Here is a 24,713-nt window from a genome sequence, read left to right on the forward strand (position 1 = left end):
GGTTTATTTGCCCGCGGGCATGGAGCAGTGCCCGCCCTGGGCCGCCTGGCCCGAACCCGCTGCGATCAGCGGCGCCTCGAAGCGCAGATCCACGGGCGGCGACTGCCAGAAGTCCCAGGCCAGGAAAAGAACCAGCACGGCCCAGAAGACGGGGCGCAAAGTATTTTGTTGTGTCATCCGAATCTCCGGGGGCTCAGAACCCAAAATGGCGGCGGATGCGCAGGCCGAAAATCGTGCCCATGAAGGCCATGGGCACCCAGATCCAGCCGTGGACGGAGCCCGTGGAAATGCCCGAGAACATGGCACCCACGTTGCAGCCGAAGGCCAGGCGCGAGCTGTAGCCCAGCACCAGGCCGGCCGCCAGCGCCACTGCCCACTGCGTGCCGGTCAGCGCCTTGGCGGCGGCGGGCTTGCCCGCGGCAATCCACAGCGCGCCGCCCAGGATGCCGATGTTGGTGATGCTGGTCACATCCAGCAGCACGGTTTCGTGCAGGCGCGCGGCATTGCCGGGCTGGCTCCAGAACCAGTTGCCGGCCAGGTCCACGGCGCCCGTGGCGTTGGCCACCTTGGCGGCCCAGAGGCCGAAGCCGTAGACCACGCCCCAGGGCTGGCCCGCGATGACGAGGTTGAGCGTGGCGAAGACGGCCAGCAGCACGGCGCCGACCAGCCATTTGCGTACCAGCAGCGGCCTGGGTGCGCGGCCCAGTGCCGCATTGGCGCGCCTGGCATACCAGGCCACGCCCACTGCCACCACGGCCAGCGCCGCCAGCGTGGCACCCAGGGCCGGTGCCCAGCCCCATTCGGTTACCAGGCCCACGGGCGTGGTATGGCCCAGGTCCAGCCACCATCCCAGGTGCAGGCTGCCCAGAAAGCTGCCGATCGAAAACATGGGCAGGATGGCCGTGTTCATGGGAATGCCCATGCCGGCCTTGTACAGCGTGCCGCTGCCGCAGCCGTCGGCTATCTGCATGCACAGGCCGAAGACAAATGCGCCGACCAGCAGGCTGATGCTGGGTGGACCCAGCGCCGCGGTCAGTTCGGGAAAGTGGCCCAGCAGCGGCATGGCCATGGCGGCGGCCAGGGCCAGCAGCAGCAACTGGCCGAAGATGCCGCTGGCGTCCTTTTCCTCGACCAGCATGCGCCAGCCGGTGGTGAAGCCGAAGCGCTGGCCGGCCAGCACGGCGCCCAGGCCGATGCCGACGAGGAACAGCGCAGCCTGGCGCACCGAGACGCTCCAGAGCAGCCAGCCAAAGAAAACGGCCAGTACGGCCGAAATGGGAAGTCGTTTCATGTTTGGGGTATCACATTGAAGGCGTCCTCCCCCTTCAAGGGGAAGGCGCGCAGCGCCTCAGGGGTTATTTGAAGTTTTTGTCCCACCACTTTTGTGCGTCGTAGGCGAGGGACTGGGCGCGGCCCGGTTGGTTGGCCATGCGCGGTGCCTCCTTGGACTGGGTCCAGTCCACCATGGAGCCTGCATAGAGCTTGACATTGGGCAGGCCGGCCATCTCCGACAGGCCGAACCAGTCGGTGGCCGCCCAGTGGCCGGTGTTGCAGAAGGCCACCGTGTCCTGGCCCTGCTGGCGCTGGAGCTTGCCGGCGATTTCCCTGGCCTTGGCGGCATCCACGAATTGCGAGGTGCCGGGCACGAACCACTGGTTGAAATCGAGCTGCTGGGCGCCGGGCAGCGTGCCCGAGAGCTTGGCGGCAGGCGCGCGCACCTTGCCCTGGTAGAAGGCGTCGGGGCGCGAATCGACCAGGGCCGCATTCGACAGGTCCAGGTGCCGGCCCACATCCTGGCGCGTGGCCAGCCACTGGGCATCGAACGTGGGTGCGTAGCTGCTGGGCGCGACCTTCACGGCCGCCTGACTCACCGGCTTGCCGGCCGATTCCCAGGCCTTCATGCCGCCGTTGACGATGGACAGCTCTTTCAGGCCCAGGCTCTTGAGCGTCCAGTACACGCGCGCCATGGCGCCGAAGTCCGTGGCATCGGCGCCGCTGGAGACCACCACGGCATGGGTGGCAGGCGTCAGGCCCAGCGACTGGACCAGCGCGACCAGCTTGGCCTGGTCGGGCAGCTCGCCGGGATTGCTGGCCGGGCCGCGCCATTTGCCGTAGGGCGCATTGACGGCCTGGGCGATATGACCGGCCTCGAAGGCCTTGGAGTCGCGGATGTCGATCACGCGGGTGTCGGCCTGCTGCAGCAGCGGCTGCAGCTGCTCGGGCGTGAGCAGGGGCTGGGCGGCCAGCGCCCAGGTACTGGTGGAAAGGCCCAGGCCCATGGCCAGTGCGTAAGTGAGAGAGGCGTTTTTCATGGCAGGAGTCGGCAGAACCGGTCTTCGGCAGGCGTGGCTACGCCCAAGGCCTCTATTGTCCGGCTTTGGGCGGACCGGCCCAAGCAGGGAGAATTTGCCTGCTTGTCGCTTGTGGTAATGCGCGAGATGTGCGGCAGACGGCTGCTGCCTGTGCCTGGGTCCGGGCCTTATCGCGCTTTAGCGGTGGATGGCCAAGCGCTGCATGCCATCAGGTCAAAGCTCGTGCACCAGCAGCGAAAAACGGTGCAGCGATGCATAGCCTTGCCCACGCCGGGTGCATTCGCGCAGCAGGCCCTCGTGCGCAAAGCCGGCTGTTGCCAGAAGCCGCATCGAGGCCAGGTTCTCGGGCTCCACATAGGCCACGACGCTGTGCAGCTTCAGCTTTTCAAAAGCCCTGGGCAGCCACTGGCGCAATGCCTGCCGCATCAGGCCCTTGCCCCAATGGCGGGGCAGCAGCCAGTAGCCCAGCTCGGCACTGTCGCCGTCATCGTCACGGTCATAGATGCCTATGGCGCCCAGCACCTGCTCTTGCGCGCAGGTGGCCTGCCACCAGCCTGTGCCTTGCGCAGCCTGCTCCTGGTACCAGGCCAGCTGTTCGCGGGCTATGGCCTGGGCATCGGTCTGCTCTGTCTCCAGGCCGTAAAACTGCGTGACCCTGGCATCGCCCATGGCCTGGGCCACCACGGGCAGATCGGCGGCGCGGAAATCACGGAACTGCAGGCAATGGCCGATGCGCATACAGCCGACCAGGCTTATTGAGCGGCGCCGGCCGATTGGGACCGCCGGCTGCGTTCCTGCAACTGGGCCGCATCCTCGCGCTGCGTGGGCCATCCCTGCAGATGCTGCTGGGCAATCCGGCTCAGGGCCGTGATCCAGGGCGCATCGTCGTTGAGGCAGGCGATGTATTCGAACTGCTGGCCGCCTGCATGCAGGAAGGCCTCACGCGCTTCCTGGTTGATTTCCTCCAGGGTTTCCAGGCAGTCGCTGGTGAAGCCCGGGCACACCACGTCCACGCGCCTGGTGCCCTGCTGGGCCAGGGCGATCAGCGAAGGCTCGGTATAGGGCTCCAGCCATTTGGCCTTGCCGAAGCGGGACTGGAAGGTCACGAGATACTGGTTGTCGCCGAGCCGCAGCCGCTGGGCCAGCAGCCGCGCCGTCTTGTGCGATTCGCAGTGGTAGGGGTCGCCCAGGCGCAGCGTGCGCTCGGGCACGCCGTGAAAGCTCATGACCAGCTTCTCGCCGCGGCCGTTGTCGCGCCAGTGCGCCTCGACGCGCTGGGCCAGCGCCTCGATATAGCCTGCATCGTCGTGATAGCGGTTCACGAAGCGCAGCTCGGGGATGTGGCGCTGGGTTCTGGCCCAGTCGTAGACCGCGTCGAACACGCTGGCCGTGGTGGTCCCCGAATACTGGGGGTACAGCGGCAGGATCAGGATGCGGTTCGCGCCTTCGGCCTTGAGGGCATCGAGCTGGGACGCTATCGAAGGCTTGCCGTAGCGCATGGCATGGCGCACCAGCACATTGTGGCCGGCCTCGCCCAGCCAGCCGCGCAGCAGCGTGGCCTGGCGCTGGGTCCAGTGCAGCAGCGGCGAGCCGTCCTTCTCGTGCCAGACGGTGGCGTACTTGGCCGCCGACCTGGCCGGCCGCGTGCGCAGGATGATGCCGTGCAGAATCGGCCACCAGGCCAGTCTGGGAATCTCCACCACCCGGTCGTCGCCGAGGAATTCGGCCAGATAGGGCCGCACGGCCGCGGCCGTGGGCGCCTCGGGCGTGCCCAGGTTGCACAGCAGCACCGCGGTGCGGGCAGATTGGTCGTGGCGGAAGCCGGGTTCGGGCGCAAAGCGTGAAGACATGGCTGCGATTGTGGCAGCTTGGGATAGGCGCAGTCGTCTGGAGGCGATCGCCGGGCGGCTATTCTTGGCGCATGCAACCCCAAATGACAACCGATATGGCCGTGGAAACCTTGCGGCAGCTGCGACGCAGCGGGCGGATACGGGCCATCAGCCTGGACCTCGATGACACGCTGTGGCCCATCTGGCCGACGATTGCCAAGGCCGAAGCCGTTTTGCTGGACTGGCTGGCGGAGCATGCACCGGGCACGGCCGCGCATCTCGGCGACACGGCCAGGGTGCGGGCCCTGCGGCATGAGATCGTGGCGCTGCGCCCCGACCTGCGTGCCGACCTCAGCGGCCTGCGCCGCGAATCCATACGCCTGGCCTTGACGCGTGCCGGCGACGACCCGGCGCTGGCCGAGCCTGCGTTCGACGAATTCTTTGCCGCCCGCCAGCGTGTGGAGCTGTTCGACGATGCGCTGCCTGCCCTGCAATTCCTGTCGCAGCGCTGGCCGGTGGTGGCTTTGTCCAACGGCAACGCCAATGTGCATGTGGTCGGGATCGGCCAGCACTTTCGCGCCTCCCTGTCGGCCAGCGACGCGGGCATGGCCAAGCCCGACGTGCGTTTTTTCCATGCCGCGGCCGAAGCGGCCGGCGTGGCGCCCGAGCACGTGCTGCATATTGGCGACGACGCGGCTCTGGATGCGCTGGGCGCCATGGATGCGGGTATGCACGCGGTCTGGCTCAACCGCGGCGGGGTAGCATGGCCGCACGAGGGGCGCGAGCCCCATATCACGGTGGCCAGCCTTTCGCAGTTGTGCCAGGGGCTGGCTGACAGTTGATCGCAAGATCGCCAGCCTAGCCCTTGCACAGCCTATGCCCGCCTGTCTGACCACCCGCCTTTTCACTCCTCCGCCCCTGGCTCCCGTGCACGCAATCGGCTGGAGCCGTTCCTTCTTCTGGCTGAAACAGGCCTTGCGGGACATGGCAAGGGCGCCGTGGATCAGCATGGCGCATGGAGGGGGCTTGGCCCTGATCGGCTGGGCCATACTGGCGCTGGGGCACAATCGCTTCTGGCTGATGGCCGGCGCGCTGTCGGGTTTCCTGGTGGTGGGGCCCGTGGTGGCGACCAGCCTGTATGCACTCAGCCGGGCGCAGGAGCGCGGCGAGAGGGCTGATGCCTCGCTGGTCCGCAGAACCTGGATGCAGTGGCAAAGCGGCCGCGCCACGGCGCAGGCCGGCTACTGGTGCATGGTGCGCTTCGGCCTGCTGCTGGCGCTGGCGGCCACTGGCTGGGTTGCCGTATCGGCTTCGCTGATCGTGGTCATGTCGCCCGTGCCTGTGGCAACGCCGGCGGACTTCCTGGCGCATGTAGTGCTGGCGCAGGATGGCGGACTGTTCCTGGAATGGATGGCGCTGGGCAGTTTTCTGGCCGCGCCCATTTTTGCGTCCAGTGTGGTGGCCATGCCGCTGATGCTGGACCGGCGCGTGAGCATGCGCCAGGCCGTGCTGACCAGCTGGTTGGCGGTGATTGCCAATCCGGGGCCTCTGGCCCTGTGGGCGGCGTTGATTGTTTTGTTAACCTTGCTGGGCCTCGGCAGCTATTTGCTGGGGCTGGTGGTTGTGATGCCTTTGCTGGGGCATGCGAGCTGGCATGCCTATCGTGATCTGGTGGATGCATCGGCCTTTCCCGCGCGGGATGCCGATGACCGGGCCCTTGCCCCGGGCGGCCGGTGAGAGGGCGGGCGGCAGCGGACCGAAGCCGCTGCCCGTTCAGGCAAGCACCCGGCCCGCAGGGTATGCGTAGGATGGCTTGCCGTGATATTCGGGTTCACAGAAGAACAAATTGCCCATTTCTTCCTCACCTATGGCGTGGGGGCCTTCATCATCTTCATGGTGTTCATCATCCTGCAGCTGGCGCGCCAGTCCAAGGCAGGGAAGTTCGGCACCTTCGTGATCTTCCTGGGCCTGGGCGTGGGCTTTGTCGGCTACCTGGCCAAGATCATTATTCAATGGTGGATAGAAAGCCACTGACCCGCGGCCCTTGGCGCGGCCTCCCTCAGAGACATCGAGCAAGGACCGCCCGCAGCGAAGATGAAGTCCCCCATCAGGGGAAGCTGCATAGCCGCTCAGGGGGTTAACCAGGTTTCACCTGGGCCCGCTGGAGCACCTTCTGCCAGCGGGTCTGCTCGGTGGCGATGAATTGCGCGAACTGCTCGGGCGTGCTGCCGATGGGCTCGGCCGCGTCGCCCTGCAGGCGCTTGAGCGCATCGGGCGCCTTGACGGCCCTGGCGCATTCGGCGGCCAGCTTGTCCACATGCGGGCGCGGCAGCGACGAGGGGGCGAGCATGCCGTACCACTGGGTCATCTCGAAACCGGGAAAGCCCTGTTCGGCCACCGTCGGCACATCGGGCAGCTGGGGCAGGCGCTTGGCCGAGCCGGTGGCGATGCAGCGTACCTTGCCGGCCTTGATGAAGGGCAGCAGCGCCGCCGCGCCGACCGATGCCGCGTCGAGGCGGCCCGAGAGCAGGTCCGTCATCATCGGGCCGGTGCCGCGATAGGGTACGTGCAGCATGAAGATGTCGGCCGTCATCTTCAGGTATTCGAAAGCCAGATGGCCCGCGCTGCCGTTGCCGGCCGAGCCGTAGCTGAGCTTGGCCGGGTTCTTCTTGGCGTAGGCCACGAGTTCGGCGATGTTCTTGACCGGAAGGTCCGGATGCACCACGTACAGGCTGGGAATCTTGGCCAGCAGGCTGACGGGCACGAAGTCCTTCTTGGGGTCGTAGGGCAGCTTGTCGAAGATGTAGGGGTTGACCGCCAGCGTGCCGATATGGCCCAGGATGACGGTGGACTGGTCGTCGGCCCGCGCCACTTCCTGCATGGCGATATTGCCGGCGGCGCCGGGCTTGTTGTCCACGAACACGTTCTGGCCCAGGGTCTTGGACAGCTCCGCAGCCGTGGAGCGCGCCACGATTTCCGAGCTGCCGCCCGGTGCGAATGGCACGACGAAGCGGATGGGGCGGGTGGGCCAGGCGGCGTCGGCGGCCTGTGCGCGCGTGCCGATCAGGCTGCCGCAGGCCAGGGCGCCGGCTCCGGCAAGCAGGTGCCGGCGGGAAAGGGATAGCAGCGCGCTGGTCGGCACGTCGAATGTCTTGGCCATGGAGTCTCCGGTTGTTTTCTGATGGGTATGGCAGGTCTGCGCATGGTGCGCAGCCTGGCTGTCAATTGGCTGTCAAATGGCCTGCTGACGGGCCGATGCCACATCAGGTTTTCCCGGGGCTGCCCGGCGGCGTCTGTGTGCCGGCTAGCTGCCGCGCAGCCTGGATGCCGCTGCGCACCGCGCCTTCCAGCGTGGCCGGATAGGGGCCGTCGACATAGTCGCCGCAGGCCCACAGGCCGTGGCCCAGCTCCATGCCGGGGCGCTGCAGGCCGGGCGTGCAGGCAAAGGTGGCGCGCTTTTCGACGACGGTCCGGACAGGCCGGATGTCCTGCCAGCCCAGCTGTTCGCGCGCCTGCTGCAGCACCTGCTGCTGCAGTGTCGCGCGCTCCGTGCGGCAGTCGCTGACGACAAAGGCCATCAGGCCTGGCCGGGCCGGATCATGCGCCTGCGCAGGCATCAGGTGGCGGCGGTCGAAAACGAACTGCGCAGGCTGCCCGGGGCCGGGGCGCAGGGCCAGCCAGGGCAGCCCGGAAGGCAGCCGTTGGCCGGTATGGGCATAGACGGTGGCAATGGCCGTGTGTTCCAGCGCCTGCGCGGCCTGCGCCCAGCGCCGGTAACGCAGGCCTTCGCGTGCGGGCAGGCGCTCGTCCCCGGCGGCGGTCAGCGCCAGCCGGGCCGCTTCCTGCGGGGGGCAGGCCAGCAGCACGGCATCGAAGTGCGCGGGTTCGGCAAGTGCCGTGGATTGCACCGGCGCGTGCACCGCCCACTGCCGGCCCGGCGGAGCCAGCTGCTGCACGCGGCGGCCCGTATGCACGGAATGGCCGATCGCCTGCAGCCATCGTGCGGCGGGCTCCGGGAACAGCGCACCGAGGCTGACGCGCGGCACCAGGAAGTTCGAGCCGCCGCTGCCGGCAAACAGGGCGTCCTGCAGCACGCGCAGGAACACGCTGCCGCTGGCCCGGGCCGTGGGCAGGTTGAGGGCCGAGACGCACAGCGGCTCCATGAATTCGTCGAGCAGGCGCTGCGGCAGGCCGTGGCAAAGCTCGGCCACGGTGGCTGTCGGTGCGCAGCGAAATCCCTGCACGCGCCAGCGCAGCGCGCGCGCCAGAAGGGCCAGGCGTTCGCGCAGCGTCCAGCCGCGGGCGCCGGCAATGCCGAAAAGCGCATCCAGCGGCGCGGGCAGAGGGGGGAAGGCCAGGCCGCTGCCGTCGGCATGGCGCATGGCCAGGGGGTGGCGCAGCAGGCCCTCCGTTTCGGAGATGCCGACCGATCGCATCAGGCGCAGGCATTCGGCATAGGCGCCTATCAGAATGTGCTGGCCGTTGTCGGCCTCGAGGGCACCAGGCAGCTCCAGCGTGCGGGCGCGCCCGCCCAGATGGCGGCCGGCTTCGAAGACGCAGGGATCATGGCCGTCCTGTGCCAGCTGCACGGCGGCGGCCATGCCGGCCCAGCCGGCGCCGACGATGGCGACTTTCATGAAGCAGGTGCGTGCATGCGCTCTCTACATCCGGCCCAGCGCCTGCATTTTCCAGGCCAGCCAGAGCTTGCGCATGGGCGGCAGGCTGATGCGCTGGTGCAGCACCTGGAAATTCTCCGCCTCGATCTCGCGCAGCAGCGTGCGGTAGATGCTGGCCATCATCAGGCCGGGCTTCTGGGTGCGGCGGTCGGCGCCGGGCAGCAGGGCCAGGGCCTTGTCGTACAGGCCATGGGCGCGCTCGGCCTGGAAGCGCATCAGCGCCGTGAAGCGCTCCGAATATTCGCGCTTGTTGATTTCGTGCGCCTTCACGTCGAACTGCTGCAGCTCGCTGATGGGCAGGTAGATGCGGCCGCGCAGCGCGTCCTCGCCCACGTCGCGGATGATGTTGGTCAGCTGCAGCGCCTGGCCCAGCGTGTGGGCGTAGGCGGTGGTGCGCTCGTCCTGCTGGCCGAAGATGCGGGCCGCGACCTCGCCCACGATGCCAGCCACCAGGTGGCAGTAGCGCTGCAGGCCGGCAAAGTCCAGGTAGCGGGTCTGCTCCAGGTCCATCTGGCAGCCTTCGATGACGGCCTGCAGGTGGCGCTCCTCGATGCCGTAGGTGGCGGCATGCGGCATCAGCGCCTTCATGACCGGGTGCGTGGGCTGGCCTGCAAAGGCCTGGTGCACTTCGTTGCGCCACCAGGCCAGCTTGGTGGCGGCCACGCCGGGATCGGAGACTTCGTCCACCACATCGTCCACTTCGCGGCAGAACGCATAAAAGGCCGTGATGGCGGCGCGGCGCTCCTTGGGCAGGAAGAGGAAGGCGTAGTAGAAGCTGCTGCCCGAGGCGGCGGCCTTGTCTTGGACGTACTGATCCGGATTCATAGGGGTGGCATTGTCCCATGCCGGCCCGCGCTCGGCGCCGGCACGGGGCTATTGAATACGATAGCTGCCAGCGCCTGCAGCTACTTCATTTCAAAGGCATTTCGTACTGCATATCAATGGGCAAGGGTGCAGACAGCTATGCTTTTCATATCTGCCGGACAAGATGCCCTGCTCAGTTCCGGGGCTTCATCCGCCAGGCTCGCCACAGCATGCGCGGCAGATCGCCTTTGCGCAGCTGCACGCGCCGGTAGAGGTTGGCGCCCTGCAGGCGGTCGAGCTTGTCCAGAATGGCCAACCCGCCTTGCACTACCAGGCGCAGTTCCCAGCCGGCCCGGCCGGGCAGCCGGTGCACCAGGGGCGCGCCCTGCCGCATCAGGGCGCGGGCCCGGGCAGCCAGCGCGGCCAGCAGTGCCCGCACGGGCGCGGTCAGCGCGGCGCGCTCGGGGCGCAGGTCCGCGCGGGCCAGGCCGTGGGCGTGCAGGTCGGCATCCGTCACGTAGTGGCGGCCGCGCGGCAGGTCTTCGCTGAGGTCCTGCCAGAAGTTGATCAGCTGCAGCGCCGTGCAGATCACGTCGCTTTGCGCCAGCGCCTGCGCGTCGTGCACGCCGTACAGGTGCAGCAGCAGGCGGCCTATCGGGTTGGCCGAGCGGCGGCAGTAGTCCAGCAACTGCTCCGTGTCGGCATAGGCGGCCTGGCTGGCGGTCATGCGCACGTCTTGCTCGAAGGCGTCCAGCAGGTCGTCGAGCAGGTCCATGGGCAGGGCATGGGCCCGGACCTGCGCGGCCAGCGGCGCAAGGACCTGGGGCCAGGCCGTGCGGGTCAGCATTTCGTCCTGCCGGGGCGTGCCCAGCTGCCGCAGGTCCGCGCGCAGGCGCTGCAGCGCGGCCAGGCGCTCGGCATGCGGCGCATCGCCTTCGTCGGCCAGATCGTCGGCCGTGCGCGCGAAGTGATAGATGGCCGCGATGGGCGGACGCAGCGCAGGAGGGCACAGCCAGGAGGCGACGGGAAAGTTCTCGTAATGCGTGACGGCCGCCGGCCGGGCGGATGCCGCAGCAGACGAGGTCGCGGAAGGGGCGGGAGGATCGCGTTGGACGTTCACGCCCGCTATTGTGGCGGTCATTGGCGAACGCTCGTGCACAATCTGCGCCATGGCTTCAACCAACCCTCTCATTTTCCGCCTGCCCCTCGCGAAGAAGGGCCTGCGCTCCCGCGTTCTGCATGCTGGCGCCCTGTCTGCAGTGGCCGCCGCCGTGCTGCTGTCGGCCTGCTCCAGCAAGGAGGCTGCGCCCGAGCCGGTGCGCTCGGTCAAGCTGCTCACGGTGGGCGAAGGGCAGATCCAGTCGCAGCTCGAATATTCGGGCGATGTGCGCGCCCGCGTGGAGTCGCGCCTGGGCTTTCGTGTCGCGGGCAAGATCGTCAAGCGCGAGGTGGAGCTGGGCCAGCATGTGAAGGCCGGCCAGGTGCTGGCGCGCCTGGATGCGCGCGACTACCAGCTCAGCGCCGATGCGGCGCGCGCCCAGGTGGCCTCGGCCACCACGCAGCGCGATCTGGCGGCGGCCGATGTCAAGCGCTTTGGCGCGCTGCGCGCCCAGAACTTCATCAGCGCGGCCGAGATGGAGCGCCGCGAAGCCAGCCTCAAGGCCGCCCAGGCCACGCTGGACCAGGCCAAGGCCCAGCTGGCCGCCCAGTCCAACCAGGAAAACTACACGCTGCTGGTGGCCGATGCGGACGGCATCGTCACCAGCGTCAATGCCGAGCCCGGCCAGGTGGTGGCTGCGGGCACGCCGGTCATGGGCATTGCCCAGGACGGCGCGCGCGATGCCGTGTTCAGCGTGCCCGAGGACAAGCGCGCGGCCGTCCGGATCGGCCAGGGCGTGCGCATCACGCCCTGGGCCGGCGAACAGCCGCCGCTGGAGGGCCAGGTGCGCGAGGTGGCTGCCAGTGCCGATCCGGCCACGCGCACCTACCAGGTCAAGGTGGCGCTGCCGGGGCAGGCGGCCTTGCCGCTGGGTGCGACCATCCGCGCCCAGCCGCAGGGCATGAATGCTGCCGGCCAGGCGGCCATCAAGCTGCCGACCACGGCCTTGCGCCAAGAAGGGGGCGGCGGCCAGGGCACGGCGGTATGGGTGTTCGATGCGGCCAGCAGCACCGTCAGGCTGCAGCCCGTGCAGATTGCCACGGCCGACGGCAACGAGGCCGTGATCGCGTCGGGCCTGGCGCCCGGCATGCAGGTGGTGGCGACCGGCGTGCATGTGCTCACGCCGGGGCAGAAGGTCACGGTCTACCGCGACAAATATGCAAAGAATTCTGCGCAAACCAAGGAAGGGCATGCGCCTGATGCTCCTGAAACCGTAGGGGCTGGCGGGGCGAAGGCCGCGGAGGGCAGCCGGTGAGCGCGCCGCGCAAGGCTGCGCCGGGGGCGCATTTCAATCTTTCGCGCTGGGCGCTGGACCATGTGGCGCTGACGCGCTATTTCATGGTCGTGATCATGGTGCTGGGCTTTGCGGCTTATTTCCAGCTGGGGCAGGACGAGGATCCGCCGTTCACTTTCCGCGCCATGGTGATCCGCTCCTACTGGCCGGGCGCCACGGCCGAGCAGATGGCCCAGCAGGTGACGGACAAGATAGAGCGCACGCTGCAGGAAGTGCCGTACGCGGACAAGATCAGCAGCTACTCCAAGCCCGGAGAGTCGCAGGTCATCTTCCAGCTCAAGGACAACTCCCCGCCGGGGCAGGTGCCGCAGCTGTGGTACACGGTGCGCAAGAAGGTGGGCGACATGCGCTACACCTTGCCGCAAGGCGTGCAGGGGCCGTTCTTCAACGACGATTTCGGCGACGTCTATGGCGTGATCTACGCGCTGCAGGCCGACGGCTTCAGCTATGCGGAGCTCAAGACCATGGCCGACGACGTGCGCCAGCGCCTGCTGCGCGTGCCCGACGTGGCCAAGGTGGACCTGTTCGGCGTGCAGGACGAGAAGGTGTACGTGGAGATCTCGCCCCAGCGCATGTCGCAGCTGGGGCTGAACCTCAACCAGGTGCTGGACCAGCTCAACCAGCAGAACGCCGTGGCCAGCGCGGGTGTGGTCCAGGCCCCGCAGGACACGCTGCAGCTGCGGGTGAATGGCCAGTTCGCCGACATGGAGCAGCTGCGCGCCATGCCGATACGCGGCCCCTCGGGCAGCATGCTGCGGCTGGGCGATATCGCCACCATCGTGCGCGGCTATGCCGATCCGGCCAATGTGAAGGTGCGCTTCCAGGGGCAGAACGCCATCGCGCTGGGCGTTTCCATGATCAAGGGCGGGGACATCATCCGCCTGGGCAAGGCCCTGCATGAGGCTTCGGCCCAGATCGGCAAGAGCCTGCCGGCCGGCGTGACGCTGACCAATATGCAGGACCAGCCCAAGGCCGTGGCCGATTCCGTGGGCGAGTTCGTGCACGTGCTGATCGAGGCCGTGGTCGTGGTGCTGGCCGTCAGCTTCATCAGCCTGGGCTTTCACAAGCGCGAAGGGCGGCAGCCCTGGTACAGGCGCTGGTACATCGATCCGCGCCCGGGCCTGGTGGTGGGCATCACGATTCCGCTGGTGCTGGCGGCCACCTTCCTGGCCATGTGGTACTGGAGCATCGGCCTGCACAAGGTCTCGCTGGGCTCGCTCATCATCGCCCTGGGCCTGCTGGTGGACGATGCCATCATTTCCGTGGAGATGATGGTGCGCAAGATGGAAGAGGGCTACGAGAAATACCGCGCGGCCACCTTTGCCTACGAGATCACGGCCAAGCCCATGCTGACCGGCACGCTGATCACGGCCGCCGGCTTTCTGCCCATCGGCATGGCCAAGTCCATGACGGGCGAGTACACCTTTGCCATCTTCGCGGTGACGGTGATCGCGCTGGTGCTCAGCTGGTTCGCCTCGGTGTACTTCGTGCCCTATCTGGGCCTGCTGCTGCTCAAGCGCCCGCCCCATGCGGCCACCCTGCCGCCCGAGGTGGCGTCGGGCGAGGTCCGGGCCGAGGACGCCGGCATCAACACAGCGGCCGGCGAGCATGAAGTGTTCGACAGCCCGTTCTACAACCGCTTCCGCCGCATGGTGGACTGGTGCGTGCAGCACCGCTGGCTCACCATCGCCGCCACGGTACTGGTGTTCGTGCTGGGGCTGGCGGGCATGGGCAAGGTGCAGCAGCAGTTCTTCCCGGACTCCAGCCGTCCCGAGGTGCTGGTGGACATCTGGTTCCCCGAAGGCACGGCGCTGCAGGCCAACGAGGCGGTGACGCGCCGCGTGGAGGAGCGCTTCATGCGGCTGGACGGCGTGGAATCGGTCAGCGAATGGATTGGCTCGGGTGTGCCGCGTTTCTATCTGCCGCTGGACCAGGTGTTTCCGCAGAACAATGTCTCGCAGTTCATCCTGGTCGCCAAGAGCCTGCCCGAGCGCGAGATGCTGCGCAAGCTGCTGCCGGCGCTCATGGCCGAAGAGTTCCCCGAGGTGCGCGCCCGCGTCAAGCTGCTGCCCAACGGGCCGCCGGTGCCGTATCCGGTGCAGTTCCGGGTGATGGGCAGCGACCCCGCCAAGCTGCGCACCTATGCGGACGAGGTCAAGAAGGTCATGATGGAAAACGCCGACATGCGCGGCGTCAACGACAACTGGAACGAGTCCATCAAGGTGGTGCGCCTGCAGATCGACCAGGACAAGGCCCGCGCCCTGGGCGTGACCAGCAAGTCCATCGCCGATGCGACCAGCATGAATTTCAGCGGCACCACCGTGGGCCAGTACCGCGAGGGCGACAAGCTGATCGACATCGTCATGCGGCCGCCCGGGAACGAGCGCGACATGATTTCCGACATCGCCAACACCTATGTCACCACGGGCACGGGCCAGTCCATTCCGCTCACGCAGATCGCCAAGCCCGCCATGGCCTGGGAGCCCGGCGTGATGTGGCGCGAAAAGCGCGACTTCGCCATCACCGTGCAGGGCGACGTGCGCGAAGGCTTGCAGGGCGCCACCGTCACCAACGAACTGCTGCCGAGGCTGCGCGAGATCGAGTCCGCATGGCATGCGGCCGGCGACACGGGCTACCGCATCGAGGTGGCCGGCGCGGTGGAGGAAAGCTCCAAGGGATCGGGCGCCATCGTGGCCGGCGTGCCGGTGCTGCTGTTCATTGTCTTCACGCTGCTCATGCTGCAGCTGCGCAGCGTGAGCCGCTCGCTGCTGGTGTTCATCACCGGGCCGCTGGGCATTCCCGGCGTGGCGGCAGCCCTGCTGCTGCTGGGGCGCCCGTTCGGCTTCGTGGCCCTGCTGGGTGTGGTGGCACTGATGGGCATGATCCAGCGCAACTCTGTGATCCTCATCGACCAGATCGAAGCCGGCCGGGCCCAGGGCCTGGCGGCCTGGGATGCGATCGTCGAGGCGGCCGTGCACCGCCTGCGCCCCATCGTGCTCACGGCCGCGGCCGCCGTGCTGGCCATGATCCCGCTGTCGCGCAGCGTGTTCTGGGCCCCATGGCCGTGGCCATCATGGGCGGTCTGATCGTCGCCACCGCGCTGACGCTGCTGGCGCTGCCGGCCATGTATGCCGCAGTCTTTCGCATCAAGCGCGAGAATGCCTAGAGGCAGATTGGCCAGAGAGGTAAAAAATTGCGGCTAGAATCTGCATCTTGACCGCAGTAGACGCTTTTTTGCGCTCTCTGCTGGACCGCGCGGGTGGCGAAATTGGTAGACGCACCAGGTTTAGGTCCTGACGGTGGCAACACCGTGCCGGTTCGAGTCCGGCTCCGCGCACCAAGAAATTCCCGCCACGGCGACCCAGCCCGTATCCCCTGAAAGATACGGGCTTTTTTCATGCCTGGCCATGCACGGTTCCGGCGCGTGAAGGGGCAAGGCATTGCCAGCATTCCCTGGCCCCTTGCGGGCAAACCCGGTTGCGGGCTCGGGATAGGGGCGGTTGGCGCCTCGTTATAATGGTCGGCTTCGCCTGTATCCATTCACGACCGCCTGGCGCCAGACGCCACAGCCGCCGGATGCAGGCTCCGGAAAATCCAAGGTGCCGCAGTTCGCAAGATTCTTTGTCTGTGCGCACCGTGACTTTGCGCAATTACGGTGCGGGTTGCAGCAGCAGCCTGCACGGTCCACATCCCTCATAGGAAAAATCATGGCCGTTAACGTCGAAACTCTTGAAAAGCTCGAGCGCAAGATCACGCTGAGCGTGCCCCTGTCCTCCATCCAGTCCGAAGTCGATGCCCGCCTCAAGAAGGTGGCCCGCACCGTGAAGATGGACGGCTTCCGTCCCGGCAAGGTGCCCATGAGCGTGGTGGCTCAGCGCTACGGCTATTCCGTCCAGTACGAAGTGCTGAACGACAAGGTGGGTGAAGCGTTTGCCGCCGCCGTGAACGAAGCCAACCTGCGCGTGGCCGGCCAGCCCAAGATCACCGAGAAGGAAGGCGCGCCCGAGGGCGAAGCCCAGTTCGACGCCGTGTTCGAAGTGATGCCCGAAGTCAAGATCGGCGACCTGGCAACGGCCGAAGTCGAGAAGCTGACCGCCGAAGTGGACGATGCCGCCATCGACAAGACCGTGGACATCCTGCGCAAGCAGCGCCGCACTTTCACCGAGCGTGCTGCAGCCGAGGCTGCCGTGGACGGCGACCGCGTGACCGTGGACTTCGAAGGCAAGATCGACGGCGAGCCCTTTGCCGGCGGCAAGGCCGAAGATTTCCAGTTTCTGGTCGGCGAAGGCCAGATGCTCAAGGAATTCGAAGACGCCGTGCGCGGCATGAAGGCTGGCGAATCCAAGACCTTCCCCCTGGCTTTCCCCGCTGACTACCACGGCAAGGACGTGGCCGGCAAGACCGCCGACTTCCTGGTGACGGTCAAGAAGGTCGAAGCGCCCCAGCTGCCCGAAGTCAACGAAGAGTTCGTCAAGACCCTGGGCGTGGAAGGCGGCTCTGTAGAAGCCCTGCGCGAAGACATCAAGAAGAACCTGGAGCGCGAAGTCAAGTTCCGCGTCCAGGGCCGCAACAAGCAGGCCGTGATGGATGCCCTGGTGTCCAAGGCCGAGCTGGAACTGCCCAAGGCTTCGGTTCAGGCAGAAGTGGCCCGCCTGCTGGAAGGCGCCCGTGCCGAACTGCAGCAGCGCGGCATCAAGGACGCCGCCCAGGCCGAGATCCCCGAAGACATCTTCCTGCCTCAAGCCGAGCGCCGCGTGCGCCTGGGCTTGGTCGTGGCCGAGCTGGTCAAGACCAACAACCTGCAGGCCACGCCCGAGCAGATCAAGGCCCATGTGGAAGAGCTGGCCTCCAGCTATGAAAAGCCCGAGGACGTGGTGCGCTGGTACTTCGGCGACCGCAACCGCCTGGCCGAGGTGGAAGCCGTCGTGATCGAAAACAACGTGACCGACTTCGTGCTGGGCAAGGCCAAGGTGACCGACAAGGCCGTGTCCTTCGACGAACTGATGGGCCAGGCCTGATAGCTTGGACCCTGTCGTGCCTGCCGCCTGGCGGCAGGTGAACAAGACATGACGGGCGGGGCTTGTGCTTTTACGCGCAAGCCCCATTTTCTTTTGGAACGTGTTTACGATCTTGTCGCTGCTGCGTTGGGATGCAATCGGGGTGAGAGCGAAGAAACCGCCCGGTTTCACCCCGATCCTTAGGAGTAGCGCCTTTGCGGGTGGTCTGCGGTGTTGCGAATCTTGCCAATAGCGAGCTAGTGGCTGCGAGCCACGCCTGGCATCCCCTCCCGCGAAGTTGCTGGCGCAGCGTCGAGAAGATCGTGAATACGTTCTGGATTGCGGCTACAGTAGGCGCATAGCACTGGAGAAGATATGAGCGCATTGGAAACGTTGGATCTGGGCATGGTGCCCATGGTCATTGAACAGTCGGGTCGCGGCGAGCGCTCCTACGACATTTACTCGCGCCTGCTCAAGGAGCGCGTGATTTTCCTGGTCGGGGAAGTGAACGACCAGACGGCCAACCTGGTGGTTGCCCAGCTGCTGTTCCTCGAAAGCGAAAATCCCGACAAGGATATTTCCTTCTACATCAACTCCCCCGGCGGCAGCGTGTCGGCGGGCATGGCGATCTTCGACACCATGAACTTCATCAAGCCGGACGTCTCGACGCTGTGCACGGGCATGGCTGCCAGCATGGGCGCCTTCCTGCTGGCTGCCGGCGCCAAGGGCAAGCGCTATGCGCTGCCCAATGCCCAGGTCATGATCCACCAGCCGCTGGGCGGTGCGCGTGGCCAGGCCACCGAGATCGAGATCCACGCCCGCGAGATCCTCAAGACGCGCGAGCGCCTGAACAAGATCCTGGCCGAGCGCACAGGCCAGCCCCTGGAGAAGATCCGGCACGATACCGAGCGCGACTATTTCCTGTCGGCAGAGGAGGCCAAGGACTACGGTCTGGTTGACCAGGTCATCAGCAAGCGTGCCTGAGCAGGGCCGGCCGCCAGGCCGGCTCTGTCCTGGCCGTGAATACGCTCTATGACCCTGATGCGGTCAATGGCGGCGTTTGCCCTTGAAGGGAAACGCCGCTTTGTCTTTGGTTATCATCTTTTTTCGTTTTTTTGCAACGAGGCACTGCCCCCATGGCCGATAAAAAAGGCTCTTCCACCGAAAAGAATCTGTATTGCACCTTCTGTGGCAAAAGCCAGCATGAGGTCAAGAAGCTGATTGCAGGTCCATCCGTTTTCATCTGCGACGAATGCATTGACTTGTGCAATGAGATCATTCGCGACGAACAGCCGGCCGCAGATGCCAAGGAAGGCCGCAGCGATCTGCCCACGCCTGCCGAAATCAAGACCAATCTCGATAACTACGTGATCGGCCAGGAGCAGGCCAAGCGCACGCTGGCCGTGGCGGTCTACAACCACTACAAGCGCCTGCGCTACAAGGACAAGGCTGGCAAGGACGAAGTGGAGCTGGCAAAGAGCAATATCCTGCTGATCGGCCCCACGGGCTCGGGCAAGACGCTGCTGGCCCAGACGCTGGCACGCCAGCTCAACGTGCCCTTTGTGATGGCCGATGCGACCACGCTGACCGAAGCCGGCTATGTGGGCGAGGACGTCGAGAACATCATCCAGAAGCTGCTGCAAAGCTGCGAGTACGACGTGGAGCGCGCGCAGCGCGGCATCGTCTACATCGACGAGATCGACAAGATTTCGCGCAAGTCCGACAACCCCAGCATCACGCGCGACGTCTCGGGCGAAGGCGTGCAGCAGGCCCTGCTCAAGCTCATCGAAGGCACCATGGCCAGCGTGCCGCCCCAGGGCGGACGCAAGCACCCGAACCAGGACTTCCTGCAGATCGACACGACCAACATCCTGTTCATCTGCGGTGGTGCATTCGCGGGCCTGGAAAAGGTGATCGAGAACCGTACCGAGGCCTCGGGCATCGGTTTCGGCGCTGCGGTCAAAAGCAAGAAGCAGCGTTCGATCTCGGAAGTGTTCCAGGAAATCGAGCCCGAAGACCTGATCAAGTTCGGCATCATTCCCGAGCTGGTGGGCCGCATGCCCGTGGTGACGGCGCTTGCCGAACTGGGCGAGGACGCGCTGGTGCAGATCCTGACCGAACCCAAGAATGCGCTGGTCAAGCAGTACAGCAAGCTGCTGGCCATGGAAGGCGTGGAGCTGGAAATCCGCCCCGCGGCCCTCAAGGCGATTGCCCGCAAGGCGCTGGCGCGCAAGACCGGCGCTCGCGGCCTGCGCTCCATCCTGGAGCAATCCCTGATTGGTACCATGTTCGAGCTGCCCAATGCGGAGAACGTGGAAAAAGTCGTGGTGGAGGAAGCCACCATCGAGGACGGCAAGGCCCCGCTGCTGGTTTACCGGGAAGCTGCAAAAAAAGCCTGATGGAGCACAGGCAATGTGGCGCCGGACGCAAGAGGCGGCCGGCATCGTGCCTTACGGGCCTTCCAAGGCCCATATCCCTGAGGCGGGAAAAACAATTTCTGTCTCAGGGTTGAAATACACCGGTAGGCGGACCATCTTCCGCAAAGAAACCGAGGATACCTATGTCTGGACAAACCCCTTTGCCTTCCACACCGCTAGACCTGCCACTGCTGCCGCTGCGCGATGTGGTGGTGTTCCCGCACATGGTGATTCCGCTGTTCGTGGGTCGCGCCAAGAGCATCAAGGCTTTGGAGCTGGCCATGGAAGGGGATCGCCGCATCATGCTGGTGGCGCAGAAGACCGCTTCCAAGGATGAGCCGGCCGCCGAAGACATGTTCGATGTGGGGTGCGTCTCCACCATCCTGCAGATGCTCAAGCTGCCCGACGGCACCGTGAAGGTGCTGGTGGAAGGCCAGCAGCGTGCCCTGGTCAAGAACGTGAACGACGAGGAGTCGCACTTCACCTCGTCCGTGGTGCCTGTGGAGCCTGACGAAGAGGCCAGCAAGCCCAGCGAGATCGAAGCCCTGCGCCGCGCCGTGACGCAGCAGTTCGACCAGTACGTCAAGCTCAACAAGAAGATTCCGCAGGAAATCCTGACCTCGATCGCCAGCATCGACGATGCCGGACGACTGGCGGACACGATTGCCGCGCACCTGCCGCTCAAGCTCGAGAACAAGCAGGCCGTGCTCGACTTGGTGGACATCAAGGAGCGCCTCGAGAACCTGTTCGAGCAGCTCGACCGCGAGGTGGATATCCTCAACGTCGACAAGCGCATCCGCGGCCGCGTCAAGCGCCAGATGGAAAAGAATCAGCGCGACTTCTATCTGAACGAGCAGGTCAAGGCCATCCAGAAGGAACTGGGCGAAGGCGAGGACGGGGCCGACATCGAGGAGATCGAAAAGAAGATCAAGTCGGCCCGCATGCCGGCCGAGGCGCGCAAGAAGGCCGAAGCCGAGCTCAAGAAGCTCAAGCTGATGTCGCCCATGTCGGCCGAGGCCACGGTGGTGCGCAACTACATCGACGTGCTCACCGGCCTGCCCTGGAGCAAGAAGACCAAGATCAAGCACGACTTGGCCAATGCCGAGGCTGTGCTCAACGAGGACCACTTCGGTCTGGAAAAGGTCAAGGACCGCATTCTCGAATATCTTGCCGTGCAGCAGCGCGTGGACAAGGTCAAGGCGCCGATCCTGTGCCTGGTCGGTCCTCCGGGCGTGGGCAAGACCTCGCTGGGCCAGTCCATCGCCAAGGCCACCGGTCGCAAGTACGTGCGCATGGCGCTGGGCGGCATGCGCGACGAGGCCGAGATCCGCGGCCACCGCCGCACCTATATCGGTGCCATGCCGGGCAAGGTGCTGCAGAGCCTGGAGAAGGTCGGCACCCGCAACCCGCTGTTCCTGCTCGACGAGATCGACAAGCTGGGCATGGATTTTCGCGGCGACCCGTCCAGTGCATTGCTGGAGGTGCTGGATCCCGAGCAGAACCATACCTTCGGCGACCACTACGTCGAGGTGGACTTCGACCTGTCCGACGTGATGTTCGTGGCCACGTCGAACTCGATGAATATTCCTTCGGCCCTGCTGGACCGCATGGAAGTGATCCGCCTCTCGGGCTACACCGAAGACGAGAAGGCCAATATCGCGATGCGCTATCTGCTGCCCAAGCAGATCACCAATAACGGCGTGCGCGACGGCGAGCTGGAAGTCACCGAGTCGGCCATCCGCGACATCGTGCGCTACTACACGCGCGAAGCCGGCGTGCGTTCTCTGGAGCGCGAACTCTCCAAGATCTGCCGCAAGGTGGTCAAGGGTCTGCAGCTGGGCAAGCTCCAGCCCAAGGTCGTGGTTTCCGCCGAGAACCTCAACGAATACCTGGGGGTGCGCAAGTACAACTATGGCCATGCCGAACGCAACAACCAGGTCGGTCAGGTCGTGGGCCTGGCCTGGACCGAGGTGGGTGGCGATCTGCTGACCATCGAAGCCGCCACCATGCCCGGCAAGGGTGTGATCACGCGCACCGGTTCGCTGGGCGACGTGATGAAGGAGTCGGTGGAGGCCGCCCGTACCGTGGTGCGCAGCCGTGCGCGTCTGCTGGGCATCAAGGACGAGGCCTTCGAGAAGAAGGACATCCACGTGCACGTGCCCGATGGCGCGACGCCCAAGGACGGCCCGAGCGCCGGTGCCGCCATGACGACGGCCTTCGTTTCCGCTCTGACGGGCATTCCCGTGCGAGCCGATGTGGCCATGACGGGCGAGATCACCCTGCGTGGCGAAGTGACGGCCATCGGCGGCCTCAAGGAAAAGCTGCTGGCGGCCCTGCGTGGCGGCATCAAGACCGTGCTGATCCCCGAGGAAAACGTCAAGGACCTGCAGGAGATTCCGGACAACGTGAAGAGCGGCCTGGAGATCGTGCCCGTCAAGTGGATCGATCAGGTACTCAAGGTGGCGCTGGAGCATGTGCCAGAGCCCCTGGCCGAGGAACCGGTAGCAGCCGTTGCGGCCACCGATGCCAAGCCGTCCGAAACTGCGGTCAAGCATTGAGTTTGAAAAAATTGTGGCGTTTTTCCTGAACCCTTCAAGAACTGCGCTACAATTCATTCCATCGCAGCAAACAACGTTGTACAATGTTGGGCTTCGGTAGATAAGCGGGAATAGCTCAGTTGGTAGAGCGCAACCTTGCCAAGGTTGAGGTCGACGGTTCGAGACCGTTTTCCCGCTCCAGATTTTCAGAATCTGCCGCAAGGCGGATTCGATTCAGGTGGCGGTGGTCGCTTGAAAATGCGGGAATAGCTCAGTTGGTAGAGCGCAACCTTGCCAAGGTTGAGGTCGACGGTTCGAGACCGTTTTCCCGCTCCAGGTTTTAGTGATCTTGGCGCGATAGCAAAGCGGTTATGCCCCGGATTGCAAATCCGGTTAGACCAGTTCGACTCTGGTTCGCGCCTCCAGATTTTTTGCGGGAATAGCTCAGTTGGTAGAGCGCAACCTTGCCAAGGTTGAGGTCGACGGTTCGAGACCGTTTTCCCGCTCCAAGTTATGATCTACAGACTTCCACTGACGTCTGTAAGTCGTTGAAAAGAGGGGCTTCGGCCCCTTTTTTCATTCCAGCGAGTGCCACGGAAATCCACCTACAGCCAGCGTTTTTGAGGCGCCAATTGAGGCACAAGAATGCGGGTGGGTCGGCTACCGGATAGTTGCTGGGGCTGAGCGGGGACCAAGACGAGCATAGGGCCTAAGTCATAACTTAGGAGCCTCGAAATGGCACTCTCTGATCTGACCGTCCGGCAGGCAAAGACCACCGGCAAGCGCTACACCATCTCCGACAACGACTGCTTGGGTCTGTTGGTCTCTGCCGCAGGCGGCAAGTCGTGGCTATTCCGCTACTACTGGCTGGGCAAGCAGAAGCGCATGTCCTTGGGCGGGTATCCCGCCCTCAGCCTGCGCGAGGCCCGCGTCGAGCGGGACAAGGCCCAGGCCCTACTCGCCAGGGGGATCGATCCCCAGGTCGAGCGCGACCGGAGGCGTCACGCGGCCAAACTGGCAGGTGAGCATACCTTCAAGAACGTCTTCGATGCCTGGGTAGAGCATCGCCGCAAAGAACTCAAGGAAGGGCGCCAAAGTACGATGTCGCAGATCCTGCGCATCTTCAACAAGGACGTGCTGCCCACCTTGGGAAAGATGTCGATCTACGACATTCGCCGACCTCAACTTCTGGGCGTCCTGGCGGCGATCGAGAAGCGCAAGGCGTTCACGACCGCCGAGAAGGTTCGTACCTGGTTCAACCAGTTGTTCCGCTATGCCCTGGTCATCGCCGAGGGGCTGGAGGTCAACCCGGCCGCCGACCTGGACGTGGTTGCCGAGCCCAAGCCCCCGGTGACCCACAACCCCTACCTGCACCTACCCGAGCTGCCCGAGTTCCTTCAGAAGCTCCGGCTTTACAACCCCCGGGGCTGGCAGACCCAGCTTGGCGTCCGGCTGCTGTTCCTGACTGGGGTGCGCACGGGCGAGCTGCGGCTGGCCGAGCCTGAGCAATTCGATCTCGACCGCGGCTTGTGGATCATCCCGCCGCAGGTCGTTAAGCAGCTCCAGGACGAAATGCGCAAGGCCGGCAAGCGGCCGCAGGACGTGCCACCTTATATCGTGCCTCTGTCGCTGCAGGCCATCGAGATCGTGCGTTATCTCCTGGGTGTGATGCGGCCGGCGCAGAAATACCTGCTGTCGCATCGGAGCGAACTCAAGAAGCGCATCAGCGAGAACACCCTCAACAAGGCCGTGCAGCTCATGGGGTATGAAGGACGCCTGACCGGCCACGGTATCCGCGGCACCATCTCGACAGCACTCAACGAGATCGGGTACCCGAAGATTTGGGTGGACGCGCAGCTTTCGCACTCAGATCCGAACAAGGTGAGTTCGGCCTACAACCACGCCAAGTACGTGGAGCCGCGCCGCCGGATGATGCAGGACTGGGCTGATCGCCTCGATTTGCTCGAACAGGGCGAATTGGAAGCCGCGAGCGCGCACCTGACCATCCGTATCGATGGGGTGCCGGCGATGGCAGAAGTGGAGGAAGCGGTGGGCGCGGTTCCCTCGGTGGCCGAGCCCGCTATCCCTGGTGTGCCGCCAGTAGTGGCCACACCGATCGTCGTGACCCCGAACAACGGTGGAGGCACGTTCCGACGACTGTCGCAGGTGCCGCCACCCCCTATGCATGCCCCGGAGCCGGAAGTGTCCGCCATCCAGCGCGAGCGCGCGGAAATGCTGGCCATCTACGAGTCGCCGAACAATCTGCCGGTCCCGCTGTTCGGCAAGCTGGCCGGGAAGTCCAAGGACCAGATCAACCGCGAGTTGAAAGCGGGCAAGCTACTGTCCATCAGCCTGGGCAACCGGGGGCAGCGGGTTCCCGATTGGCAGTTGCTGCCGCTCAAGCACAGGCTGGCCCAGGCGCTCATGAACCAGTGCCCGCACGCGGATTCGTGGGACCTGTACCGCATGCTGACCCAGCCGAACCCCGACCTGGGTGATCGCGCGGCCATTGATGCGGTCACGCCGAGCAACGTGCCCGCGATCATCCGGGTCATCATGGGCGACTACCAGCAGCATGCGGACATGCCCGAGGCCGTTGCACCGCGCCCCGTCCCCGAGGATGTGCGTCAGAGCATTCGTCGGCTGGTGGATAGCGCAGTGGTGCTTGAGGGAGTCTAGGCCTCGCGC

Annotated in this window: 18 protein-coding genes, 5 tRNA genes and 1 pseudogene; 15 read left to right on the top strand and 9 right to left on the bottom strand. The window is 65.5% G+C overall.

Features of this window, described 5'->3' with window-relative positions:
- Positions 1-3: 3 nt before the first annotated feature.
- The 5 genes from V8Z74_RS19920 to hemH form a co-directional block, all read right to left on the bottom strand.
- A complete protein-coding gene (locus tag V8Z74_RS19920) occupies positions 4-177 on the bottom strand; it encodes a hypothetical protein (protein WP_349710889.1) in 174 nt (57 codons plus the stop codon).
- Positions 178-193: 16 nt separating this feature from the next.
- Positions 194-1,291, bottom strand: a complete 1,098-nt coding sequence (locus V8Z74_RS19925) for a YeeE/YedE thiosulfate transporter family protein (RefSeq protein WP_349710890.1) — start codon at positions 1,289-1,291, stop codon at positions 194-196.
- A gap of 64 nt (positions 1,292-1,355) precedes the next feature.
- Positions 1,356-2,312 carry a sulfurtransferase gene (locus tag V8Z74_RS19930; protein ID WP_349710891.1) on the bottom strand — a complete coding sequence of 319 codons (957 nt, stop codon included), beginning with the start codon at positions 2,310-2,312 and terminating at the stop codon, positions 1,356-1,358.
- Between the two features lie 213 nt (positions 2,313-2,525).
- Complete coding sequence (locus V8Z74_RS19935) at positions 2,526-3,050, bottom strand: GNAT family N-acetyltransferase (RefSeq protein ID WP_349710892.1); 525 nt, start codon at positions 3,048-3,050, stop codon at positions 2,526-2,528.
- A gap of 14 nt (positions 3,051-3,064) precedes the next feature.
- Positions 3,065-4,162 (bottom strand): ferrochelatase, encoded by a 1,098-nt coding sequence (gene hemH, locus V8Z74_RS19940; RefSeq protein ID WP_349710893.1) that lies wholly within the window; start codon positions 4,160-4,162, stop codon positions 3,065-3,067.
- A 71-nt stretch (positions 4,163-4,233) separates the two neighbouring features.
- On the opposite strand from hemH, the gene V8Z74_RS19945 reads away from it, so the two are divergent.
- From V8Z74_RS19945 to V8Z74_RS19955, 3 genes are all read left to right on the top strand, one after another.
- On the top strand, positions 4,234-4,983 hold the full coding sequence (locus V8Z74_RS19945) for an HAD family hydrolase (RefSeq protein WP_349710894.1): 750 nt from the start codon (positions 4,234-4,236) through the stop codon (positions 4,981-4,983).
- A gap of 34 nt (positions 4,984-5,017) precedes the next feature.
- On the top strand, positions 5,018-5,878 hold the full coding sequence (locus tag V8Z74_RS19950; protein ID WP_349710895.1) for a DUF2189 domain-containing protein: 861 nt from the start codon (positions 5,018-5,020) through the stop codon (positions 5,876-5,878).
- An 81-nt stretch (positions 5,879-5,959) separates the two neighbouring features.
- Positions 5,960-6,175: a DUF2788 domain-containing protein gene (locus V8Z74_RS19955; protein ID WP_066483674.1), complete on the top strand. Its 216-nt coding sequence runs from the start codon at positions 5,960-5,962 to the stop codon at positions 6,173-6,175.
- A gap of 103 nt (positions 6,176-6,278) precedes the next feature.
- Here V8Z74_RS19955 and V8Z74_RS19960 read toward each other — a convergent pair whose 3' ends face one another.
- From V8Z74_RS19960 to hpnC, 4 genes are all read right to left on the bottom strand, one after another.
- Positions 6,279-7,301: a Bug family tripartite tricarboxylate transporter substrate binding protein gene (locus V8Z74_RS19960; protein ID WP_066483676.1), complete on the bottom strand. Its 1,023-nt coding sequence runs from the start codon at positions 7,299-7,301 to the stop codon at positions 6,279-6,281.
- 103 nt (positions 7,302-7,404) lie between these two features.
- On the bottom strand, positions 7,405-8,778 hold the full coding sequence (gene hpnE, locus V8Z74_RS19965) for a hydroxysqualene dehydroxylase HpnE (RefSeq protein WP_349710896.1): 1,374 nt from the start codon (positions 8,776-8,778) through the stop codon (positions 7,405-7,407).
- 24 nt (positions 8,779-8,802) lie between these two features.
- A complete protein-coding gene (gene hpnD, locus V8Z74_RS19970; RefSeq protein WP_066483679.1) occupies positions 8,803-9,642 on the bottom strand; it encodes a presqualene diphosphate synthase HpnD in 840 nt (279 codons plus the stop codon).
- A 172-nt stretch (positions 9,643-9,814) separates the two neighbouring features.
- Positions 9,815-10,762, bottom strand: coding sequence for a squalene synthase HpnC (gene hpnC / locus V8Z74_RS19975; RefSeq protein ID WP_349710897.1), 948 nt, complete (start codon positions 10,760-10,762; stop codon positions 9,815-9,817).
- Positions 10,763-10,790: 28 nt separating this feature from the next.
- Between hpnC and V8Z74_RS19980 the strand changes: the two genes are divergently transcribed.
- From V8Z74_RS19980 to V8Z74_RS20035, 12 genes and pseudogenes are all read left to right on the top strand, one after another.
- The gene (locus V8Z74_RS19980) at positions 10,791-12,035 is read left to right on the top strand and encodes an efflux RND transporter periplasmic adaptor subunit (RefSeq protein WP_502879586.1); all 1,245 of its coding nucleotides are present in this window, start codon (positions 10,791-10,793) and stop codon (positions 12,033-12,035) included.
- Positions 12,032-15,240, top strand: a pseudogene (locus tag V8Z74_RS19985) (efflux RND transporter permease subunit). Before V8Z74_RS19980 ends, V8Z74_RS19985 begins: the two are co-directional and overlap by 4 nt.
- A gap of 87 nt (positions 15,241-15,327) precedes the next feature.
- A tRNA-Leu gene (locus tag V8Z74_RS19990) sits at positions 15,328-15,414 on the top strand.
- A gap of 367 nt (positions 15,415-15,781) precedes the next feature.
- Positions 15,782-17,092: a trigger factor gene (tig, locus tag V8Z74_RS19995; protein WP_349710898.1), complete on the top strand. Its 1,311-nt coding sequence runs from the start codon at positions 15,782-15,784 to the stop codon at positions 17,090-17,092.
- Between the two features lie 354 nt (positions 17,093-17,446).
- Complete coding sequence (gene clpP / locus V8Z74_RS20000) at positions 17,447-18,055, top strand: ATP-dependent Clp endopeptidase proteolytic subunit ClpP (protein ID WP_349710899.1); 609 nt, start codon at positions 17,447-17,449, stop codon at positions 18,053-18,055.
- Positions 18,056-18,207: 152 nt separating this feature from the next.
- A complete protein-coding gene (clpX, locus tag V8Z74_RS20005; protein WP_066483690.1) occupies positions 18,208-19,470 on the top strand; it encodes an ATP-dependent Clp protease ATP-binding subunit ClpX in 1,263 nt (420 codons plus the stop codon).
- 161 nt (positions 19,471-19,631) lie between these two features.
- The gene (gene lon, locus V8Z74_RS20010) at positions 19,632-22,046 is read left to right on the top strand and encodes an endopeptidase La (RefSeq protein WP_349710900.1); all 2,415 of its coding nucleotides are present in this window, start codon (positions 19,632-19,634) and stop codon (positions 22,044-22,046) included.
- 104 nt (positions 22,047-22,150) lie between these two features.
- Positions 22,151-22,226 (top strand) — tRNA-Gly (locus V8Z74_RS20015).
- A gap of 59 nt (positions 22,227-22,285) precedes the next feature.
- A tRNA-Gly gene (locus V8Z74_RS20020) sits at positions 22,286-22,361 on the top strand.
- A 15-nt stretch (positions 22,362-22,376) separates the two neighbouring features.
- A tRNA-Cys gene (locus V8Z74_RS20025) sits at positions 22,377-22,450 on the top strand.
- A gap of 8 nt (positions 22,451-22,458) precedes the next feature.
- A tRNA-Gly gene (locus V8Z74_RS20030) sits at positions 22,459-22,534 on the top strand.
- A 226-nt stretch (positions 22,535-22,760) separates the two neighbouring features.
- A complete protein-coding gene (locus tag V8Z74_RS20035) occupies positions 22,761-24,704 on the top strand; it encodes a tyrosine-type recombinase/integrase (RefSeq protein ID WP_349710901.1) in 1,944 nt (647 codons plus the stop codon).
- Positions 24,705-24,713 lie beyond the last annotated feature (9 nt).

It is taken from the genome of Comamonas sp. w2-DMI (genome assembly GCF_040187735.1).
GTDB classification, from domain to species: Bacteria; Pseudomonadota; Gammaproteobacteria; order Burkholderiales; family Burkholderiaceae_C; genus Comamonas; species Comamonas terrae.

What these genes read in the sequence shown, in the direction of transcription:
- V8Z74_RS19920 (WP_349710889.1), bottom strand. Translation starts at nt 177, where the DNA reads ATGACACAACAAAATACTTTGCGCCCCGTCTTCTGGGCCGTGCTGGTT.
- V8Z74_RS19925 (WP_349710890.1), bottom strand. Translation starts at nt 1,291, where the DNA reads ATGAAACGACTTCCCATTTCGGCCGTACTGGCCGTTTTCTTTGGCTGG.
- V8Z74_RS19930 (WP_349710891.1), bottom strand. Translation starts at nt 2,312, where the DNA reads ATGAAAAACGCCTCTCTCACTTACGCACTGGCCATGGGCCTGGGCCTT.
- V8Z74_RS19935 (WP_349710892.1), bottom strand. Translation starts at nt 3,050, where the DNA reads ATGCGCATCGGCCATTGCCTGCAGTTCCGTGATTTCCGCGCCGCCGAT.
- hemH (WP_349710893.1), bottom strand. Translation starts at nt 4,162, where the DNA reads ATGTCTTCACGCTTTGCGCCCGAACCCGGCTTCCGCCACGACCAATCT.
- V8Z74_RS19945 (WP_349710894.1), top strand. Translation starts at nt 4,234, where the DNA reads ATGCAACCCCAAATGACAACCGATATGGCCGTGGAAACCTTGCGGCAG.
- V8Z74_RS19950 (WP_349710895.1), top strand. Translation starts at nt 5,018, where the DNA reads ATGCCCGCCTGTCTGACCACCCGCCTTTTCACTCCTCCGCCCCTGGCT.
- V8Z74_RS19960 (WP_066483676.1), bottom strand. Translation starts at nt 7,301, where the DNA reads ATGGCCAAGACATTCGACGTGCCGACCAGCGCGCTGCTATCCCTTTCC.
- hpnE (WP_349710896.1), bottom strand. Translation starts at nt 8,778, where the DNA reads ATGAAAGTCGCCATCGTCGGCGCCGGCTGGGCCGGCATGGCCGCCGCC.
- hpnD (WP_066483679.1), bottom strand. Translation starts at nt 9,642, where the DNA reads ATGAATCCGGATCAGTACGTCCAAGACAAGGCCGCCGCCTCGGGCAGC.
- hpnC (WP_349710897.1), bottom strand. Translation starts at nt 10,762, where the DNA reads ATGACCGCCACAATAGCGGGCGTGAACGTCCAACGCGATCCTCCCGCC.
- V8Z74_RS19980 (WP_502879586.1), top strand. Translation starts at nt 10,791, where the DNA reads ATGGCTTCAACCAACCCTCTCATTTTCCGCCTGCCCCTCGCGAAGAAG.
- tig (WP_349710898.1), top strand. Translation starts at nt 15,782, where the DNA reads ATGGCCGTTAACGTCGAAACTCTTGAAAAGCTCGAGCGCAAGATCACG.
- clpP (WP_349710899.1), top strand. Translation starts at nt 17,447, where the DNA reads ATGAGCGCATTGGAAACGTTGGATCTGGGCATGGTGCCCATGGTCATT.
- clpX (WP_066483690.1), top strand. Translation starts at nt 18,208, where the DNA reads ATGGCCGATAAAAAAGGCTCTTCCACCGAAAAGAATCTGTATTGCACC.
- lon (WP_349710900.1), top strand. Translation starts at nt 19,632, where the DNA reads ATGTCTGGACAAACCCCTTTGCCTTCCACACCGCTAGACCTGCCACTG.
- V8Z74_RS20035 (WP_349710901.1), top strand. Translation starts at nt 22,761, where the DNA reads ATGGCACTCTCTGATCTGACCGTCCGGCAGGCAAAGACCACCGGCAAG.